15 protein-coding genes are annotated in these 17,118 nt (G+C 68.4%); 8 read left to right on the forward strand and 7 right to left on the reverse strand.

Annotation, left to right across the window (positions count from 1 at the left end; all coding sequences use genetic code 11):
• The first annotated feature begins 77 nt into the window (after positions 1 to 77).
• From ASD71_RS20395 to ruvA, 6 genes are all read left to right on the forward strand, one after another.
• On the forward strand, positions 78 to 1,259 hold the full coding sequence (locus ASD71_RS20395; protein ID WP_056568842.1) for a UbiH/UbiF/VisC/COQ6 family ubiquinone biosynthesis hydroxylase: 1,182 nt from the start codon (positions 78 to 80) through the stop codon (positions 1,257 to 1,259).
• Between the two features lie 116 nt (positions 1,260 to 1,375).
• The gene (gene dusB, locus ASD71_RS20400) at positions 1,376 to 2,401 is read left to right on the forward strand and encodes a tRNA dihydrouridine synthase DusB (protein ID WP_056568844.1); all 1,026 of its coding nucleotides are present in this window, start codon (positions 1,376 to 1,378) and stop codon (positions 2,399 to 2,401) included.
• A gap of 36 nt (positions 2,402 to 2,437) precedes the next feature.
• Entirely contained in the window at positions 2,438 to 2,677 is a 240-nt protein-coding gene (locus tag ASD71_RS20405; protein ID WP_006217670.1) for a helix-turn-helix domain-containing protein, read from the forward strand.
• A 101-nt stretch (positions 2,678 to 2,778) separates the two neighbouring features.
• A complete protein-coding gene (gene purH, locus ASD71_RS20410; RefSeq protein ID WP_056568847.1) occupies positions 2,779 to 4,368 on the forward strand; it encodes a bifunctional phosphoribosylaminoimidazolecarboxamide formyltransferase/IMP cyclohydrolase in 1,590 nt (529 codons plus the stop codon).
• On the forward strand, positions 4,368 to 4,916 hold the full coding sequence (gene ruvC, locus ASD71_RS20415; RefSeq protein ID WP_056568849.1) for a crossover junction endodeoxyribonuclease RuvC: 549 nt from the start codon (positions 4,368 to 4,370) through the stop codon (positions 4,914 to 4,916). The genes purH and ruvC overlap by 1 nt, the downstream gene beginning before the upstream one ends.
• Positions 4,917 to 4,987: 71 nt before the next feature.
• Complete coding sequence (ruvA, locus tag ASD71_RS20420) at positions 4,988 to 5,560, forward strand: Holliday junction branch migration protein RuvA (RefSeq protein WP_056568851.1); 573 nt, start codon at positions 4,988 to 4,990, stop codon at positions 5,558 to 5,560.
• Here ruvA and ASD71_RS20425 read toward each other — a convergent pair.
• From ASD71_RS20425 to ASD71_RS20445, 5 genes are all read right to left on the reverse strand, one after another.
• On the reverse strand, positions 5,557 to 6,492 hold the full coding sequence (locus ASD71_RS20425; protein WP_056568853.1) for a complex I NDUFA9 subunit family protein: 936 nt from the start codon (positions 6,490 to 6,492) through the stop codon (positions 5,557 to 5,559). The two genes, ruvA and ASD71_RS20425, sit on opposite strands and share 4 nt — an antisense overlap.
• Before the next feature lie 104 nt (positions 6,493 to 6,596).
• The gene (locus tag ASD71_RS20430) at positions 6,597 to 7,562 is read right to left on the reverse strand and encodes a threo-3-hydroxy-L-aspartate ammonia-lyase (protein WP_056568855.1); all 966 of its coding nucleotides are present in this window, start codon (positions 7,560 to 7,562) and stop codon (positions 6,597 to 6,599) included.
• A 103-nt stretch (positions 7,563 to 7,665) separates the two neighbouring features.
• Entirely contained in the window at positions 7,666 to 8,739 is a 1,074-nt protein-coding gene (ruvB, locus tag ASD71_RS20435) for a Holliday junction branch migration DNA helicase RuvB (RefSeq protein WP_056568858.1), read from the reverse strand.
• A gap of 100 nt (positions 8,740 to 8,839) precedes the next feature.
• Positions 8,840 to 10,426 (reverse strand): sensor histidine kinase KdpD, encoded by a 1,587-nt coding sequence (locus ASD71_RS20440; protein ID WP_056568861.1) that lies wholly within the window; start codon positions 10,424 to 10,426, stop codon positions 8,840 to 8,842.
• On the reverse strand, positions 10,426 to 11,127 hold the full coding sequence (locus ASD71_RS20445) for a response regulator (RefSeq protein ID WP_008158717.1): 702 nt from the start codon (positions 11,125 to 11,127) through the stop codon (positions 10,426 to 10,428). Before ASD71_RS20445 ends, ASD71_RS20440 begins: the two co-directional genes overlap by 1 nt.
• 219 nt (positions 11,128 to 11,346) lie before the next feature.
• Between ASD71_RS20445 and ASD71_RS20450 the strand changes: the two genes are divergently transcribed.
• Entirely contained in the window at positions 11,347 to 12,684 is a 1,338-nt protein-coding gene (locus tag ASD71_RS20450) for a fimbrial protein (protein WP_235512264.1), read from the forward strand.
• Positions 12,685 to 12,776: 92 nt separating this feature from the next.
• Entirely contained in the window at positions 12,777 to 14,606 is a 1,830-nt protein-coding gene (gene recQ / locus ASD71_RS20455) for a DNA helicase RecQ (RefSeq protein WP_056568865.1), read from the forward strand.
• Here the strand turns inward: recQ and ASD71_RS20460 are convergent.
• Positions 14,603 to 15,658 (reverse strand): cytochrome d ubiquinol oxidase subunit II, encoded by a 1,056-nt coding sequence (locus ASD71_RS20460; RefSeq protein ID WP_056568868.1) that lies wholly within the window; start codon positions 15,656 to 15,658, stop codon positions 14,603 to 14,605. The two genes, recQ and ASD71_RS20460, sit on opposite strands and share 4 nt — an antisense overlap.
• Entirely contained in the window at positions 15,655 to 16,998 is a 1,344-nt protein-coding gene (locus tag ASD71_RS20465) for a cytochrome ubiquinol oxidase subunit I (RefSeq protein ID WP_056568871.1), read from the reverse strand. The genes ASD71_RS20460 and ASD71_RS20465 overlap by 4 nt, the downstream gene beginning before the upstream one ends.
• Positions 16,999 to 17,118 lie beyond the last annotated feature (120 nt).

A 17,118-nucleotide genomic window follows, 5' to 3' on the forward strand; every position in this document is an offset into this window, starting at 1 on the left:
TCAATCAACCGGTAAGGGAGCCGTGGCGCCGGGCTGCGGCGGCTGCCGCGATTGTAGTGGACGGGTAAAATCCGGGCATGACTTCCTCCGCCTACGACATTGCGATTCTTGGCGCCGGCCCCGTGGGCCGCGTATTGGCCCTGATGCTGGCGCGCGTGGCGCCGGACCCGGCGCGCATCGCTCTGCTCGCGGGCAGCGCGCCCGTCCCCGTCACGCCGGCCGCGGCCGTCCCCGCCGCGGATCCGCGCGTGCTGGCCATGAACCACGGCAGCCGGGTGCTGCTGGAGTCGCTGCATGCCTGGCCCGAGCGTTCGGCCGACATCCGCAACATCCATGTGTCGCAGCGCGGCAGGCTGGGCCGCACGCTGATTCAGCACACCGATTTCAACGTGCCCCAACTAGGCAGCGTGGTGGCCTACGCCGGGCTGTATGCGAAATTGGACGAATGCGTGGCGGCGTCTGGCGTCACCGTGCTGGCGGGCCCGCCGGCGCAGATCGGCCTGCAGGACGCCGACGGCGTGCGCATCCGGCAGGGCGACGCAGAAATCCTGTGCGGCGTCGCCGTGCAGTCCGACGGCGCCGGCGCCACCGATGTGCGGCGCGACTACGACCAGCACGCCGTGCTGACCACCGCGCACGCCACGTTGCCACGGCGCGGCTGGGCCTGGGAACGATTCACCTCCGAAGGCCCGCTGGCGCTGCTGCCGCATCCGCAGATGCCGGACGCCTATTCGGTCGTCTGGTGCAGCGCGCCGGACCGTGCGGCCGAATTGGCGGCGCTGGACAACACCGCATTTTCCCACGCGCTGACGCAGGCCTTCGGCGACCGCCTGGGCCGCCTGTCCAGCCATGCCCCGCGCCACGTGTTCCCGCTGGCGCTGTCTGCGCGCCGCGCGCAGGTGCACGGCCGCGTGGCGGCCATCGGCAACGCCGCCCAGACCCTGCACCCGGTGGCGGGACAGGGTCTGAACCTGGGCCTGCGCGACGCGGCGCGGCTGGCGCAGACCCTGGCGGGCTGGCTTTCACATCGCGCTGCCAACGCCGGCGCCAACCCCGGCCCGGCGCTCGCCGAATTCGCCAGCGCGCGCCATCTGGACCGTTTAATCACCGCCGGGCTCACCGATTTCATGCCGCGCGTCTTCGCCACCGGGCTTGCGCCCGTCGAACACGCCTGCGGCGCCGCACTATTGGGGATGGACCTTGCCTCCCCGCTGCGCGCCCCGCTCGCGCAACACCTGCTGCAGGGATTCCGCGCCTGACCTTTCCCCGATCCGGCCCCGGACAGGGGTTGGATCGCCGTCTTTTATTCCCTGTTTGTTACCAGGCCCTCGCGCCCCAAAAATGGGGGTTCGATCGAGCCGGTTAAAATGTGAGCATGCGCATAGGCCAGTGGACCCTTCCCAACAACGTTCTTGTCGCGCCCATGGCGGGCGTGACGGACCGTCCATTCCGCCAGCTTTGCAAGAAGCTGGGGGCGGGTTACGCGGTGTCCGAGATGGCCGCCAGCAACCCGAAGCTGTGGGACAGCGTCAAGACCTCGCGCCGCCTGAACCACGACGGCGAGATCGCCCCCATTTCCGTGCAGATCGCCGGGGCGGACCCCGCCATGATGGCCGAGGCCGCCGCCTTCAACGCCAACAAGGGCGCCCGGATCATCGACATCAACATGGGATGTCCGGTCAAGAAGGTGTGCAACGTGGCGTCGGGCTCGGCGCTGCTGCGCCATGAAGATCTGATAGTCCGCATCCTGGACGCCGTGGTGGCCGCCTGCGCGCCGCTTGGCGTGCCGGTCACCCTGAAGACCCGCACCGGCTGGGATCGCAATAGCCGCAACGCCCTGCGCGTGGCCAAACTGGCCGAAAACGCCGGCATCGCCGCCCTCACCCTGCATGGCCGGACCCGCGCCGACCTCTATACGGGCGAGGCGGAATATGACACCATCCGCGCCGTCAAGGCCGAAATCGGCATCCCCGTGATCGCGAACGGAGATATCGACTCGCCCGCCAAAGCCCGGCACGTCCTGGATTACACTGGCGCCGATGCGGTCATGATTGGCCGGGCGGCCCAGGGCCGTCCGTGGATCTTCCGCGAAATCGACCACTTCCTGCGCACGGGCGAAACACTGGCCCCTCCCTCTCATGGGGAAATGCGCGAGCTGCTGCTCGAACATCTCGACGACCACTACCGTTTCTATGGCGAGCACACCGGCGTACGCACCGCGCGCAAGCACATAGGCTGGTATGTGGACGGCCTGCCGGGCGCGGATTCGTTTTGCGCCGGCATGAACCAGATCGACAACACCCGCGACCAATGGCGGGCGGTGGCGGACTGGTTCGATACCCTCTCACGCGACGGCGCCCCCACCCCGGCGCCGGCCGCAGAAGCCCTAATGGCGGCATGACCGCCTAAACACCAACATAAAAATATCTGTACTCAAATGAGCAAGAAAGATGTCCTGGAAGAATGCGTGCGCGCCAGCCTGGAGCGCTATTTCGAAGACTTGGGCGAGTCCGAGCCCCACGATATGTGGGACATGGTCATGCGCTGCGTGGAGCGCCCGGTGCTTGAAGTAGCGTTGGAGCGGTCGGGCGGCAACCAGTCCCGGGCCTCCGAGATGCTGGGCATCACCCGCAACACGCTGCGCAAGAAGTTGCTGGCGCACAATATCCAGGTTTAGCTTTCCCTCGCGCGGGCGGCGCCTGCGTCGCGCCGCCGCCCCCTCCAGATTTCCCATCCGACCAGAACGAGAAAGGCGCCCCCGCCCCACTCCGTCCCATCATGAAAATCGAAACCGCCCTGCTTTCGGTGTCCGACAAGACCGGCATCGTTGAATTTGCCCGCGCCCTGGCCGCGCGTGGCGTGCGCCTGCTGTCGACCGGCGGCACCGCCAAGCTGCTTGCCGATTCCGGCCTGACCGTCACCGAAGTGGCCGCCCACACCGGCTCGCCCGAAATCCTGGACGGCCGCGTGAAGACGCTGCACCCGAAGATCCACGGCGGCCTGCTGGCCCGCCGCGACAGCGCCGAGCACATGGACACGATCAAGGCGGCAGGCATCGATCGCATCGACATGCTGGTGGTCAACCTGTATCCGTTCCGTGAAACGGTCGCCAAGCCCGATTGCACGTTTGCCGACGCCGTCGAGAACATCGACATCGGCGGTCCGGCCATGCTGCGCGCCGCCGCCAAGAACCACGGCACCGAAGCCGGCGGCGTGACCGTCGTGATCGACCCGGTCGATTATTCCCGCGTCTTGTCCGAAATGGACAAGGGCGGCTCGACCTCGTACGGTCTGCGCCTGGCGCTGGCCGCCAAGGTCTACGCCCACACGGCTTCCTACGATGGCGCCATCGCCGCCTACCTGACCAGCCTGACCGACGCCGAACCCGCGCAGGAAGCCGTGCCCGCCCGCAACGAATGGCCCGGCACGCTGACGCTGCAGGTCAAGCAGGAACAGGCCCTGCGCTACGGCGAAAACCCCCATCAGAGCGCCGCCTTCTACGTGGACGCGCAGCGTCCGGCCGGCCTCTTGGGCAACTACCGCCAGCTTCAGGGCAAGGAACTGTCCTACAACAACATCGCCGACGCCGATGCGGCGTGGGAATGCGCGCGCAGCTTCGAGGCGCCCGCCTGCGTCATCGTCAAGCACGCCAACCCCTGCGGCGTGGCCGTGGCGGCCGACACGCTGGGCGCGTACCAGCAGGCCTTCAAGACCGACCCGACGTCGGCCTTTGGCGGCATCATCGCCTTCAACCGTCCGGTTGACGCCGCGACCGCCGAGGCCGTCAGCGCGCAGTTCCTGGAAGTGCTGCTGGCCCCCGCCTACGACGGCGCGGCGCTTGCCATCCTGGCTGCCAAGAAGAACGTGCGCGTACTGGAAGTGCCGATGGGCACGGGCCAGAACGCCTTCGACATCAAGCGCGTGGGCGGCGGCTGGCTGGTGCAGACCCCGGACGCCTACAACGTGCCGCGCGACGCCCTGAAGGTCGTCACCAAGCGCCAGCCCACCGAACAGGAAATGAACGACCTGTCGTTCGCCTGGAAGGTCGCCAAGTACGTCAAGTCCAACGCCATCGTGTTCGTGGGCGGCGGCATGACCCTCGGTGTTGGCGCCGGCCAGATGAGCCGCATCGACTCGGCCCGCATCGCCTCCATCAAGGCGGAAAACGCCGGCCTGACCCTCAAGGGCTCGGCCGTGGCGTCCGACGCGTTCTTCCCGTTCCGCGACGGCCTGGACGTGGTGGTGGCTGCGGGCGCGACGTGCGTGATCCAGCCGGGCGGCAGCGTGCGCGATGACGAAGTCATCGCCGCGGCCGACGAGCACGGCATCGCCATGGTGCTGACCGGCACCCGTCACTTCCGCCACTGATGCGCGTCCTCGGCATCGATCCCGGCCTGCGCCGCACTGGCTTCGGCGTGATCGATGCCGATGGCTCGCGGCTGCGTTACGTGGCCAGCGGGACCATCGTGGTCCCGCCGGCGCTGACGCTGTCCGAACGCCTAAAGGTCATCCTGGACAACCTGCGCCAGGTGGCCCGCGACACGCAACCCGACGTGGCCGCGCTGGAAATCGTCTTCCTGAACACCAATCCCGCTTCCACCCTGCTGCTCGGGCAGGCGCGCGGCGCGGCGCTGTGCGCGCTGGCCGACAGTTCGCTGGCCGTGCACGAGTACACCGCCCTGCAGATCAAGAAAGCCGTGGTCGGCACCGGCCGCGCGGCGAAAGAACAGGTGCAGATGATGGTGCAGCACCTGTTGGCGCTGGACGGCGTGCCCGCCCCCGACTCGGCCGACGCGCTGGCCTGCGCCATCTGCCACGCGCACGTGGGTCCGCTGCAGGACAAGCTGGAACGCCTGGGCAGCGCGCTGCGCATGGGCGGCAAGACCCGCATCCGCAACGGCCGGCTGATCGGCTGAGCGCCCCGCGCGTATAGAATCCCCGCATTCGCCGCGCATTGCGTGGCCCCACTCTTGCCAGGCCTCTCACCATGATCGGAAGAATCACCGGAACCCTGATCGAAAAACTGCCCCCCACGATCTGCGTGGACGTCGGCGGACTGGGGTATGACATCGACGTACCCATGAGCACGCTGTATTCGCTGCCCGACACGGGCTCCCGCGTCACGCTCTACACGCATCTGACCGTGCGCGAGGACGCGCACATCCTGTATGGCTTTGCCTCGGCCGGCGAACGCAGCGCGTTCCGCGAGCTCATCAAGGTCAGCGGGATTGGGGCGCGCACCGCGCTGTCCGTGCTGTCGGGTTTGTCGGTGGCAGACCTGGCGCAGGCCATCACGCTGCAGGAGTCGGGCCGCCTGACCCGCGTGCCGGGCATCGGCAAGAAGACCGCGGAACGGCTGCTGCTGGAAATGCGCGGCAAGCTGGGCGCGGACATCGGCGCGTCGTCGCACGTCACGCACGACAACCAGTCCGACATCCTGAATGCGCTGCTGGCGCTGGGCTACTCCGAGAAGGAATCGCTGTCGGCGCTGAAGACGCTGCCCGAAGGCGTGGGCGTGTCCGACGGCATCAAACAGGCGCTGAAGGCGCTGGTGCGCTAAGGGCGCGAGGCCGCCTTGCCTTGCTGCAGGTAGCGCGGCGCCACGGCCTCCAGGCCCGTGGGCACCACGTGCAGCTCGGGCGCGATCGGCCCGCCGCAGACGTTGTCGCGGCGCAGGGAATCCAGGTTGTCGCGTGACATCAGCGGCGTGCCCGGCATGCACTCGAACAGCCGGGCCTGCATGCGCCCCACACCCATCGGAATGCTGATGACAGGGCGCGGATGGCCACTCCAGGCGGCGCACAGCCGCGCGATCTCGCCCAGCGTGTAGACCTGCGGCCCGCCCAGTTCGTAGGTCTTGCCGCAGGTGTGGGTGTCGGCCAGCGCGTTGACCATGGCGGTCACCACATCGCCGACATAGATGGGTTGCATGCGCGCATTGGCGCCCGCCAGCGGCAATACCGGCAGCCAGCGCGCCAGCGACGCGAACATATTGGTGAAGTTGTCGTCGGGGCCAAACAGGACCGACGGACGGAAGATGGTCCAGCCGATATCGCCGCGGTCTTGGTAGGCCGCCTTGATGGCGGCTTCGCCGTCGCCTTTGGAACGCTGGTACATGCTGTCGCCGCTGGAGTCGGCGCCCAGCGCGCTGACGTGCAACAGGCGGCGCACGCCGTGGCGCACGCAGGCCTGCGCGATGCGCTGCGGCAGATGCACGTGGGCCCGCGCGAAATCCGACCCATACGGCCGGCCCAGATTGCCATGCAGGATGCCCACCAGGTTCACGACGGCATCGCAGCCCCGGACCATGCCGTCGAGCGCGGCGTCGTCATGGATGTCCGCCTGAAGCAGAGTGACGGTGGGAAGTAATTGCAGGTCGCGTCCGCGTGCAATGAGCCGCGTGGGCACGATGATCTGATGCGGGTCCGCGCAAAGCCGTGCTACCAAGTGGCGGCCGATGAAGCCCGTGCCGCCAATGACAAGGATACGCATGGCGTAGCCTCCGGTTCGTCAGGATCGAGGTTCGATTCTGCCTTGCCAGGTCGGCAGGCGCAAGCGCGCGCGGGGCGCCCGCCGCGCGCGCCGCTTGATGCGCGTCAGCCCGCCAGCAGCCGGGCGTAGGCCGGAAGATCGACGTTGCCCCCGCTGATGATGACGCCTACCCGGGCCCCACGCACCGGCACCACGTTCTGCATGACGGCGGCCGCGGCCAGGCAACCCGTGGGTTCCACGACCATCTTCATGCGCTCGGCAAAGAACTTCATGGTCGTGACGAGCTGTTCATCCGTCACCGTGACGATATCGCGCACGTACTTCTGAATGAGGGGGAACGTGATATTGCCCAGGTGGGTAGTGGCGGCGCCGTCGGCCAGCGTCTTGGGCGCGGGGATTCGGACAATTTCACCCTTGCGCAAGGACTGCTGTCCGTCGTTGCCGGCTTCGGGCTCCACGCCGTACACCAGGCAGCGCGGGCTGAGCGCGAAGGCGGACAGGGCCGAGCCCGACAGCAGGCCGCCGCCGCCCAGGCACACGAACAGGTAATCGAGCTCGCCGACTTCCTCGAACAGCTCCTTGGCGGCGGTGCCCTGCCCCGTGATCACGTCCTCGTGGTCGTACGGCGGGATCAGCGTGGCGCCGGTTTCGGCCTGGATGCGGCGGGCGATGGTCTCGCGGTCTTCGGTGTAGCGGTCATAGGTGACGATCTTGCCGCCGTAGCCTTCGGTGGCCGCGCGCTTGGCCGCAGGCGCATCCAGCGGCATGATGATCGTGGCTTGAACGCCCTGCAGCCGGGAGGCCAGCGCGATGGCCTGTGCGTGATTGCCCGACGAGAACGTCACGACGCCGGCGGCACGCTGCTCGGGCGTGAGGCGCGCGATCGCGTTGTAGCCGCCCCGGAACTTGAAGGCGCCCATGCGCTGGAAGTTCTCGCACTTGAAGAACAGCGACGCGCCGGCGATGGCATCGGCAGTGGCCGAGGTCAGGACGGGCGTGCGGTGTGCGTTGCCGGCCAGGCGCTCGCTGGCGCGCACGACGTCATCATAGGAGGGCAATTCGGGCTGCATGGAATAAGGTCCTTAGATCGCGAGGGGGAAACGAAACCCTCGGATCATAAACCCGCAGCGCGGTTTGCGCGCCGCCCGTTGGCATGACGGCGCGCGGGGCAGCCTATTTGCCGAAGAGGTCGCCGCTGCCGCCGGTAGTGCCCGCGGGCGGCGTCAGGCCCAGATGACGCCAGGTGGTCAGCGTGGCGGTGCGGCCGCGCGGCGTGCGTTGCAGGTACCCGTGCTGGATGAGGTACGGCTCAATGACGTCTTCGATCGTGTCGCGCTCTTCGCCGATGGCGGCAGCCAGACTGTCCACGCCGACCGGGCCGCCATCGAACTTGTGGACGATGGCTTCGAGCAGCTTCCTGTCCATCAGGTCCAGGCCTTGCGGATCGACTTCAAGCATGGCTAGCGCGCGGCCCGCGACGTCGCCATCGATCGTGCCGTTTGCCTTCACCTCGGCGTAGTCGCGCACCCGGCGCAGCAGGCGGTTGGCGATACGCGGCGTGCCGCGGGCGCGGCGCGCCACCTCGGCCGCGCCATCCGGCGTGATGACGGCATTGAGCAACCCCGAGCTGCGCGTCACGATGCGGCCGAGATCGGCGGCGTTGTAGAACTCGAGCCGCGAGACGATGCCGAAGCGGTCGCGCAACGGATTGGTCAGCATCCCGGCGCGCGTCGTGGCGCCCACCAGCGTGAAGGGCTGCAGGTCCAGCTTCACGCTGCGCGCGGCCGGACCTTCGCCGATCAGGATGTCGATCTGGAAGTCTTCCAGCGCCGGATAGAGGATTTCCTCGACGACGGGCGAGAGGCGGTGGATCTCGTCGATGAAGAGGACGTCGTTCTTCTCGAGGTTGGTCAGCAGCGCGGCCAGGTCGCCGGGGCGCTCAAGGACCGGACCCGAGGTCTGGCGCAACTGCACGCCCATTTCGTGGGCGATGATGTGCGCGAGCGTGGTCTTGCCCAGGCCCGGCGGGCCAAAAAGCAGGACGTGGTCCAGCGCCTCGCCGCGCTTTCTGGCCGCGGCAATGAAGATCTCAAGCTGTTCGCGGGCGCGCTGTTGCCCGACATACTCTTCCAGCGCCTTGGGCCGCAGCGCGCGCTCGATCGACTCCTCGTTCGGTGACACCGGCTGCGGCGCCACGATGCGAGGGGCGTCGGGACGGGAGGAAAGCGAATCGGACTGGATGGCCATGGTGCGGGGTACGGGCAAAGGACGAAGCAGGATGAATCGTACCGTAGCGCGGGCTGCCCCGGGGGTTGCTCCCGGGGCACGCCGGTCAAGCGGCCTGCGGTCAGGCGACCTGGGACAGCGGCAGCAGGACCCGCACGCACAGGCCGCCGGATTCTGCCTCGCGCAATTCGAGCGACCCGCCGTGCGCCCGGGCGATGGCTTCGGCCAGCGCCAGGCCGAGGCCGACGCTGCCGGTGCGGGTGCGCGCGTCGTCCAGCCGGCTGAACGGCCGCAAGGCCTCCAGGCGGCGCTCGGGCACGATGCCCGGGCCGTGGTCGGCCACGTCCAGCACCGCGTGCCCTTCCTCGCGGCGCAATGCAATTTCCACCGGCGGCGCACCGTGGTTCAGCGCGTTGCCGATCAGGTTGTCCAGCAGGCGGCCCAGCGCCACGGCGTCGGCCTGCACCACCAGGCCGCTGGCATCCAGGGCAGTGTCCAGGCCGATGGCGGTGCCGGCGCCCTGCCAGGCGCCCACGCGCTCGGTCAGCCATTCGGACAGCACGATGGGCGCGTACCGGTAGGCCGCCGGATCCGTGCCGCGCACGAAACCGATGAACTGATCCACCATGTGCTGCATATCGCGCAGGTCCGTTCGCAGGCCTTCCTTCAGCGTGGAATCGTCGGCCATTTCGACGCGCAGCCACATGCGTGACAGCGGCCCCTTCAGGTCATGCGGCAGGCCGGAAAGCAGCGTGCGACGCACCGAGTCGGACTCGGACAACGCGTCCAGCATGGCGTTGAAGCGTTCGCCCAGCACGCGCGTTTCGTGCGGCCCCGAGGGCTCCACGCGTTGGGGCTGCCCCGCGGCCAACTGGTCCGCGGCGTCGGCAAGGCGCGTGATCGGCCGCGTGATGTGCCACGAAAAGCCCACGGCCAGAAGCAGCAGGAGGCCCAGGCCACCCAGCCAGGCGGCGATGAACGGCGTGGCGACGGGCGGGTCCAGCCGTTCCAGCGGAATGACCAGCCACTCGCGCAGCCGCGGCGCATCTTCGGTGGCCGGGTTGGGCGCCAGCGAAATGAAGATTTCGGGCGTGGGGCCGCGCGACAGCGCCACGCGCGTGCCGTCGTTCAGGCGTTCGTTCAGCTGCTGCACCAGCACCCGCAGGTCGCGGCGGATGTCGTCGGGCTCGGGCTTGTAGCGGCGGTTGGATTCCTCGCGGTCGCGGGCGCCGTCACCGGTGCGCTGCGCGTCGCCACGTCCGTCCGCACGCGCGGCGTCCGTGTCGCGCTCGTCGTCGCGGACCTCGGGCGGCGGGGGCGGCGGCGGCCCGTGAAACTGGGAATCCTGGGTGGACGGCGGCGGCGAAGGCGGCGGGCGCGGCGCGGCGCGCGGCGGCGGGCGGCGGCCGTTGAAGCGTTGCAGCTTGGCTTCGGCCGGCAGCACGCGCGACCACAACCGCCACTGGTTCTGGGACGCGGTCCGCACGAAATCGGCGCGATCTTCGGCCGGCACCTGGGACACGGCGGCGCGCAGTGTGCGGATGGTGGTGACGATGTAGCCGATCGCCGTGTCTTCCATGAACTTGTGCCGGAAATACGACACCGTCACCAATGTGGCGGCCTGCGTCAGCAGGACGGATCCCAGGATCAGCAGGATCAGCCGTGCCCGCAGCGAGCGGGGCACCAGAATGCCGGGGGAAAAGCGCATCAGGGCGAGAACCGGTAACCGATGCCCCAGACGGTCTGGATCCAGCGCGGCTGCTTGGGATCGTCTTCGATGACGCGGCGCAGGCGCAGGATCGCGATGTCGATCGCGCGGTCGTTGCGCTCGCCGGCGTCGTCGTCGCGGGCCAGCGCCAGCAGGCGTTCGCGCGACAGCGGCTTGCCGGCGTTGCGCACCAGGGCTTCAAGCAGATTGATCTCGCCGCCGGTCAGCTTGACGACGGTGCCGTCGCGGGAAAGCTGGCGCGTGGACGGGTCGAACACGAACGGGCCGAACGAGACCGGCGCGTCCTTCGTAAGCGCGGACGGGCCGCGCTTGCGGCGCAGCACGGCCTCGATGCGGGCCAGCAGTTCGCGGGGGTCGAAGGGCTTGCCGACGTAGTCGTCGGCGCCGGCCTCCAGGCCGATGATGCGGTCCACGGCTTCGTCGCGCGCGGTCAGCAGGATGACGGGAATGTCCTCGCCCTGCTCGCGCAGGCGGCGGCAGGCGTCGGCGCCATCGCCGCCGGGCAGCATGCGGTCGAGCACCAGCAGATCGGGCGCGTAACGGGTGATGCGCGAGGAAAGATCGGTCGCGTCCGGCGCCAGCAATGTGTCGTAGCCGTGCCGGTTCAGGTAGTCGGCCAGCAACTGGCGCAGCGCCGGATCGTCGTCGACGACCAGCAGCTTGGTGTGGGAATTGTCCATGGGCGTCATAGTGCGGCGCGTCGCCGTTGCCTGCAAGGGGCAGGAAATCATCTGAAATATACCCGTTGCACCCTGTACCACTGATGTGACGGGGTTTTTGCAACGGCGGTGTCCGCGCCCCCCAACTGGCCCTAGAATGGCGCTTCGCCTGCCGCCCTTCGTGGACTTTCCTAAAGATCGTTTACAGATGAACGGCAGGGTCCTGCCTACACTGTCCCCATGGCCGCCACAGCTAACCCCTGGCGCAGAGGGCTGTTGCACGCGGCGCTGACGGCGGGCCTGGCCTGGCCGCTGGCGCCCGCTTTTGGTGACGAGCCCGACGTGTCCCCCTTTACATTGACGCCGCCCCCGGCGGGCGAAGTCACGCGCGTGGCGCGCGGCATTGGCGTCCTGTCGCCGGTGCAATCCCTGCCGGTACGCCCTGCCCCGTCGCTGGACGAGCGCGCCGTGCCGTTGGACCCGACGCCGTGCGACCTGCATGCGACCGAACCCGGCATGGACACCACGGTGCGCGACGGCGGTCAGGACCTGGCCGACGGCTTCATTCCGGGCACGGGCTTGGGGTTGACCGGCAACGCGCCGACGGCACCCCTGTCCTGCGACCCGCTGGCAACGCCGGCTGCCGCGCAGGACATTCCGCCGGACTATTCCTTCGCGCTGGAAAACGGCGACCTCCCCCGCGTGCCGGTCATCGTGATTTCCGGCGTCTCGCGCCCCTCGCGCCCCTGGTTCTCGTCGGTCGGCGGCCAGGACGGCCTGCGCTACGGCGGCAGCCGCAACTGGGTCTATAACAACACGGCCGGCCCGTCCCTCACGGTGGGCAATGTCAGCCCCAATGCGCCGGCGTGGGGCAGCGGCGCGCCGGTGGGCGGGCTGCAGATCGCCAATTGGGGCGGCACCGGCCCCACGCTGCCCGAGGGCAGCTTCGGCTACTCATCATCGCTGGGCAAGCTGAACCTGATGGATCCGTCCGCCAAGTCCGGCGCGGTCGACTACGGCGCGTCCGTGGGCAGCGGCAGCGTGCGCTACGGGCTGACGCCGGTGGTGACGGTCGAAGGCCAGATGCAGAGCGCCCCGTCGCTGACCACCCGCGGCGTGGGCACCACGTACAACGCCGGGGAGTTCGGCACCTTCCGGGCCGGCGCCACGCAAAGCACGTTCGATGCGGCCAGCGGCTACCGCTATCGCTTCGGCTACAGCATCGATGTAGCCGACACCGTGACGCTGGGCTACACCAACGAGCAGATCGGCGCGGGCTACGGCGACCTGTCCACGTATTCCGACGGTGTGGCCTCCACTGCCCAGACGCGCAACACCGTGTCGGCCGGCGTCCCGCTGTCCGGCTGGGGCACGCTGAGCGGCACGTATTCCGGCCTGCGCGAGGGCTCGGTGCTGGCCGAGCAGCGCGTGGGCCTGTCCCACAGCATGTTCGTTGCCCCGAAGGTCAAGCTGGCCGTCGGCGCCGACCGCGACATCGTGACGGGCGACTACGGGTGGCGCGCCAACCTGAGCATGCCCGTGGACACCTTCATGCGCGGCACCTGGCTCAGTTGGTAAGCACTGGGTAGATGGACGAAAAAATCCCGCCGGAACGGACCCGGTGGAATTGGGGCTTAAAATCCCTGCCATGATGCTTCCGCCCTATCCCCATGTCTGACGCGCGCGCCCTCGGCGTGTTGCAGCGCGTTTTCGGTTACGAATCCTTCCGCAGCGACCAGCAAGCCATCGTCGAACAGGTGATCGGCGGCGGCGACGCGCTCGTGCTCATGCCCACCGGCGGCGGCAAGTCGCTCTGTTACCAGATCCCCTCGCTGGTGCGTGAAGGCACCGGCATTGTCGTGTCGCCCCTGATCGCGCTGATGCAGGACCAGGTCGACGCGCTGACCGAACTGGGCGTACGCGCGGCGTTCCTGAATTCCACGCAGGAATGGCGGGTGGCCCGCGAGGTCGAGCAGGCCTTCCTGGATGGCGAGCTCGACCTGCTTTACGTCGCGCCCGAACGCCTCCTGACCGACCGCTGCCTGCAATTGCTGGACCGCGGCCGCATCGCGCTGTTCGCCATTGACGAAGCGCACTGCGTGTCCCAATGGGGTCATGACTTCCGGCCCGAATACCTCGGTCTGTCCATGTTGCACGAGCGCTGGCCGGACGTGCCGCGCATCGCGCTCACGGCCACCGCCACCGCCGTCACCCGCACCGAAATCGCGCAGCGCCTGTCGCTGGACGAAGCGCGCCACTTCGTTTCGAGCTTCGACCGTCCCAACATCCGCTACCGCATCGTCGAAAAGAACGAGGTGCGCAAGCAGTTGCTGGACATGATCCGCACCGAGCACGAAGGCGAATCCGGCGTGGTGTATTGCCTGTCGCGCGCCCGGGTCGAAGAGACGGCCGAGTTCCTCTGCAACCAGGGCATCGATGCCATGCCGTACCACGCGGGCCTCAGCGCCCAGGTGCGGGCGGCCAACCAGTCGCGCTTTTTGCGCGAGGACGGCGTGGTCATGGTCGCCACCATTGCGTTCGGCATGGGCATCGACAAGCCCGACGTTCGCTTCGTGGCGCACATCGACCTGCCCAAGTCGGTCGAGGGCTACTACCAGGAAACCGGCCGTGCCGGCCGCGATGGCCTGCCCGCCACGGCCTGGCTGGCCTATGGTTTGCAGGACGTGGTGCAGCAGCGCCGCATGATCGACGAATCTCCGGGCGACGAATCCTATCGCCGGCGCCTGGGCCAGCAGCTCGATGCCATGCTGGGCCTGTGCGAAACGGTGGAATGCCGGCGCGTGCGGCTGCTGGCTTACTTTGGCCAGCAGATCACCGCGTGCGGCAACTGCGATGTCTGCCTGGATCCGCCGCAGGCGTGGGACGGCACGGTGGCGGCGCAGAAGGTGCTGTCGGCCGTGTACCGGCTCTGGAAGGAACGCGGCCAGCGCTACGGCGCCGGCCACATCATCGACATCCTGCGCGGCAAGGTCACCGACCGCACCAAGCAGCACGGACACGAGTCGCTCAGCGTGTTCGGCGTGGGCGCCGACCTCTCCGATACCGCGTGGCGCGGCGTGCTGCGCCAGCTATTGGCGCAGGGCCTCCTGACCGTCGACAACGAAGGCTTCGGCACGCTGGCCCTGACCGAAGGCAGCCGCGCCGTGCTCAAGGGCGAACGCCAGCTCATGCTGCGGCGCGAGTCTGAAAAGAAGCCGCGGTCCAGCAAGACGGGCAGCGGACGGCCCAAGGCGGCAACGATCGACCTGCCGGCCGAATTGCAGCCGGTTTACGAGGCGTTGCGCGCCTGGCGCGGTGAAGTCGCCAAGAGCCATGGCGTGCCCGCCTACGTGATCTTCCACGACGCCACACTGCGCGAAATCGCGCTGGCGCAGCCCGAGTCCATGGACGAACTGAGCCACATCAGCGGCGTGGGGGCCCGCAAGCTGGAAGCCTACGGCGAAGAAATCCTGCAGCGGGTGGCGCGTCCCGTGGTTTAGTACGACGGCGGCGGCAGCAGCGGCACGGGGCGGCGCTCCTTGCCGAAGACCGACCGGTACGCCAGGATGTTGAACACCAGCACCACCGGAATCCCCACGACGGCGCCGGCCATCACGAGCCGCATCGAGCCCAGTGCGCCCGCGCCATCCCACAGCGTCATGTCGTCCAGGATCAGGTACGGGAACAGGCTGTACGCCAGTCCGCTCAGCATCAACAGGAACAGCGCCACCGTCAGCACGAAGGGCAGCCAGCTGAAGCGATCGGCGCGGCCCGGCAGACGCGCAAGCAGCATTTCCGCGGCGACGAAGCCGGCCAGCATCAGCACCCATACCGACGCCGCCAGGCTCAGGTGCGCGATATTGCTCCACTTGTAGAAGATGCCGGCGTTGGCCAGGCCCAGCGTGACCGCGATCGACACCATGCCCACGGCCGTCCAGCGGATCGCGTGGCGCGCCCAGTTGGCGGCGCGGCGCTGCAGGTCGCCCTCCACGCGCATGACCAGCCACGACGCGCCCAGCAATACATATGCGGCCACCGCGCACAGACCCACGAACATCGCAAACCAGCCATAGCCCGCGTCCGACTGGTAGCCCGTGGCGATGCGACCAAGCAGCATGCCTTGACCGAACGCGGTGATGATCGAGCCGGCCCAGAACGCGAAGATCCAGCGCGGCTTCATGTCGTTGCGGGCGCGGATGCGGAATTCGAAGGCGACACTGCGCAGCACCACGCCCAGCACCATGAACGTCAGCGGTCCGTAGAGCTTGCCCAGCACGGCGCCCCAGGCGAACGGGAATGCCGCCGCAAATAGCCCCATGCCCAGCAGCAGCCAGAACTCGTTGGCGTCGCGCCACGGGCTGAGCAGGCTCATCATGCGGCCGCGCTCGTGCTCGGGCGCGATCTGCAGCAGGATCCCCACGCCGAGGTCGAAGCCGTCCAGGACCATGCCCGCGGCAATCACGACAAACAGCAGCGCCATGAAGGCGAGCGGCATCCAGAACGAGGGATCGTCGGGGCTCAGGCCTTGCGAGGCCGCCAGCATGGCAATCATGGCGCACCTCCGCTCAACTTGCGCACGGGCACGACGCCGTAGCGCGCCGCATGGAACAGCATGCCGGCGAACGCGGCCAGGAGCAGCGCGTACAGCAGCCCGTAGCCGGCCAGCCCGTACAGCACGGTGCTGGAGGGCACGGAACCCAGGACCTCGGATTGCGTGACGGTGCCGTTCACGAGAAAGGGTTGCAGTCCGATGATGGAAACCCACCAGCCAGCCACGACGGCGATGCCGCCGGAAAACATCATGCCGCACAGGACCCGCTGCCACCACGGCGGCAAGGCGGACGGGTCCATGCCGCGCCGGAAGGTCCACAGGAAGGTCACGCACGCCACGGCCAGCATCAGCAGGCCCAGGCCGACGGCCACGCGCAGCGACCAGAAGGTCAGCGCCACCGGCGGCAGCATGCCCGAATACTTGTCCAGGCCCTGGTAGGTGCCGTCCGCATTGCGATGCAGCCACATGCCGCCGGCGTTGTTGATCGTGAGGTCGCCCTCGTTGACGTGCGCGCGCGCGTCGGGCCAGCCGAACAGCACCAGTTGCGGCACGGGGCCGCTCTGCCAGAAGCCCGCGGCGGCGGCGGCCTTGGCCGGTTGCAGTTGCGCCATCATCTGCCCCGCGCCGGTCGCGACGGGCACCTGCAGGAATGCGGCCACCAGGGCCACCACCAGCGCCGTCTTGAACACGCTGCGCTCGCCCTCGCCCAGCGGCCGCCGCAACGCTTGCAGCGCGGTCACGCCCAGCATCAGGAACGAGGCGGCCAGCGCCGCGCCGACCATCACCACGGCCATGCGCCAGCCGACCGAGGGATTGAGCACGACCTTGTGCCAGTCGTAGACCTGGTAGCGGCCGTCGACCAGCAGCGCGCCATCCGGCGTCTGCATCCACGATTGCAGGGCCAGCACCCAGAACACGGCGACGAGCTGCCCGGCGGCGACCATCAGGACCGCCAGCGTGTGCGCGCCATCGGACACGCGGCGCTGGCCGAACAGCATGACGCCCAGGAAACAGGATTTGAGGATGAAGACGGACAGGATGCCGTAGCCCAGCAGCGGACCGGCCACATTGCCGATCTTGTCCATGAGCCCGGCCCACAGGCTGCCGATCTGGATCAGGACGGGCACGCTGGCGGCCAGCGTCAGCACAAAGGACAGCGCAAAAATGCGGACCCAGAAGCGGTAGGCCGCCGTCCAGCCGCCATGGCTGGACCAGCGGGCCCGGATCTTGAAAAACAGCAGCACCCAGGCCAGCGCGAGGGAAACGGCGAGAAAAAGCGCCAGGAAGCTAAGACTGGCCACGAACTGCGCCCGGGCCAGGGATAGGGTCGAGATATCCATAATGGCCCGTAGTGTAGAGCCAGTTACATGACTATGGGGGCCGATTGAAACCGGTTGCAGGCGTGGCAAAAATGGCTGCGCTGCGGAACGTGGCAAAATTGACGCTTTGTCGCTGCTTTT

The sequence above is a fragment of the Achromobacter sp. Root565 genome, from assembly GCF_001427425.1.
Classification (GTDB): domain Bacteria; phylum Pseudomonadota; class Gammaproteobacteria; order Burkholderiales; family Burkholderiaceae_B; genus Achromobacter; species Achromobacter spanius_D.